At 49.0% G+C, this 2,624-nt stretch carries 3 protein-coding genes; all 3 read left to right on the top strand.

The window, feature by feature from the left end; all coding sequences use genetic code 11:
* The coding region (locus PGX78_RS07445) for a GspE/PulE family protein (RefSeq protein WP_270446246.1) at positions 1-1,047 on the top strand (1,047 nt) is incomplete at its 5' end.
* On the top strand, positions 1,037-1,993 hold the full coding sequence (locus PGX78_RS07440; protein ID WP_270446244.1) for a type IV pilus twitching motility protein PilT: 957 nt from the start codon (positions 1,037-1,039) through the stop codon (positions 1,991-1,993). The genes PGX78_RS07445 and PGX78_RS07440, both read left to right, overlap by 11 nt.
* The coding region (locus tag PGX78_RS07435; RefSeq protein WP_270446241.1) for a type II secretion system F family protein at positions 1,993-2,624 on the top strand (632 nt) is incomplete at its 3' end. The genes PGX78_RS07440 and PGX78_RS07435, both read left to right, overlap by 1 nt.

Here is a 2,624-nt window from a genome sequence, read left to right as displayed (position 1 = left end):
CTGTTTTCCTATGCAATGGACAGAGGTGTCAGCGATATTCATGCAGAGCCTCTTGATGAAAAATTTCGTATTCGTTGTCGACGAGACGGTGTTTTGGAGTCCGCAGGCGCTATACGAAAAGAGAAGGGAAAAGCCTTTATCAATCGTCTAAAGGTTATGGCCGCTTTGGATATTGCCGATGCGCGCAGGCCGCAAGACGGGCGTATTGTGTACAAAGAAGGTATTGACATGCGACTTTCAACTATGCCTACCGTTCGCGGGGAAAAAGCGGTCATTCGTATTCTGGGCGGTAGCAGAAACCTGCCCGATTTAGATGCTCTGGGAATGGATAAGCGAGCTGTAAGTCTGATTCGCAGGTCTTTGCGGGACGCAAAGGGATTAATCATTATCTGCGGTCCTACGGGAAGCGGTAAAACAACGACCTTGTATGCGGCTTTGCGGGAAATCGATAAGGAGTCCGTCAGTATAGCCACCCTGGAAGATCCGGTCGAGTATAAGATAGACGGCCTTTCTCAAAGTCAAATCGGTAAAAAGGGCGGGATAGCGTTTCATGAAGGATTAAGAGCTCTTTTGCGACAAGATCCCGATATTTTGGTTATCGGAGAAATAAGGGATGATGAGACGGCCACCATTGCCGTCCGCGCCGCATTGACGGGGCACCTCGTTTTTTCTACTATCCATGCCAACGAGGCAGCTGCCGTTCCGGAGCGTTTGGTCGATATGGGCGTTCCCGCCTACTTGGTAGGTGACGCCTTACTGTGTACGGCGGCTCAACGGTTGGTTAGAAGGCACTGTGCGGTTTGTGGCGGTACTGGTTGTCTTGCATGCAATTTCAGCGGTTATGACGGGAGAGACTGTCTGGCCGAGGTTATCTACTTTACGAGCCGGACGAAGGAGATTGTACGCCGTGATGCATCCGTCGGAGCTGTACGAAAAGGGGCACAGGAAGCAATTTTTTTCAAAGAAACGGCAATGGCGATGGTGAGAGACGGCCTTACGGATGAACGGGAGATTATGCGGGTTTGCGGTGAAGATCATGAATATTGACGAACTTTTGCATGAAACGGTTAGTGCCGGCGGAGCGGACTTACATATTCAGGAAGGGCGCCCGCCCTTTATACGACTGCCCGATACCGAGCTGATTCCGTTAACGGATAAGGCTGTTGTGAAGGAGACGGCGGTTGAATGGCTGCATAAACGAGGCTATGAATTCTCGGGAAACGAATGTCTGTCCTTTTCTTTCCCCATGAATAATCGCTTGAGATGCCGAGCTCACTGGTCTAAAGAGCAGGCCGGTATACGAGGTGTTTTGAGGATTCTTTATCCTTTGGAGTCACTGCCGGAAGATGAAGATATGCCGTTTTTAGCAAAACTTACAGATACCCCGTCAGGGCTGATTTTGGCTGTAGGACCGACGGGAAGCGGTAAGACGACAACACTGTGGCGGATGCTGTCTCATGTTAATGAGTGCGGGGCCAGGCATATTATTACGCTCGAGGACCCGATTGAATATGTCGTGTCCGGCAGGCGTTCACTGGTGACTCAACGTGAGCAGGGACAACATTTTAATGATTTTTCCCAAGGCGTACGCGATGCATTACGACAAGATCCGGATATTATACTTATTGGTGAAATGAGGGATAAGAATACAATGGAGGCGGCTCTTACGGCAGCGGAAACGGGTCATCTTGTTTTTTCTACCTTGCATACCCGAACGGCGGCACAGACGGTTACCCGTCTAATTTCTATGGGTGAGGGACAGGAAGCCTCATTGCGGTATCGTTTGTCTTCCGTTTTATGTGCCGTTTTGGCGCAAAGGCGCATAAATACGAGAAAGGGCGTACGTATTTGTCGAGAAATCCTTGTCGCTACGCCGGCAGTGGTTCAGCTTATCCGAAGCGGCAAAGAGCATCAACTGGAAACGATTATGCAAACGGGCGGCGCCGACGGAATGAGAACAATGGCTCAAGCTGAAGGACGGTTGAAGAAATAATGAAGACCTATATTGTAACTTACGGACAAGGAAAAATGTTGCACAAGGCTGTTGTACAGGCTAAGAGCCGGGAAGAAATAAGAATGAAAGCTGCTGAGAGAAGGCTTGCGGTTACGGAAATAAAAGAAAAGGAAGACCCCTATTTCTTTCGGTCATCGCCGGTACTGACCGATAAAGAGTGCGCCTTTCTTTTCGGACAGACCTGTCTTTTGTTAAAGGCGGGGATTCCCTTAACAGAAGCCTGGCATCTCATTTCACGGCGTTTAAAAAACAGGAGAAAAAGGCAAGCTGTTGAAGGTTGCATTACGGCCATGGAAAGCGGTAAAAGAGCGGCAGAGTCCATGCAGGACAGCGGTGCTTTTCCGCAAACGGCTTGCAGTCTTGTACAGGCAGGTGAACATTCGGGGCATATGGAAGATATGACAGAATTACTTGCGTCTTATTATGAACGCTTGTGCGATGAGCGTTCACAACTGCGTAATATGATGATTTATCCGACGTTCCTGTTTGTTTGTATCAATATCCTGTTTTTCGGGGCTCTGGTTTTTGTTATTCCGGTCTTTTCCGATTTATTTGCGGAAACAGGCGTGCCGTTACCGCAAAGCACGCGAATGTTACTGGCAGCAGGAAA

This window comes from Megasphaera sp. AF13-6AC, from assembly GCF_027685385.1.
Lineage (GTDB): Bacteria > Bacillota > Negativicutes > Veillonellales > Megasphaeraceae > Megasphaera > Megasphaera micronuciformis.
Note: the sequence above shows the minus strand (reverse complement) of the source record. Positions and strands in the feature narration are given on the sequence as shown.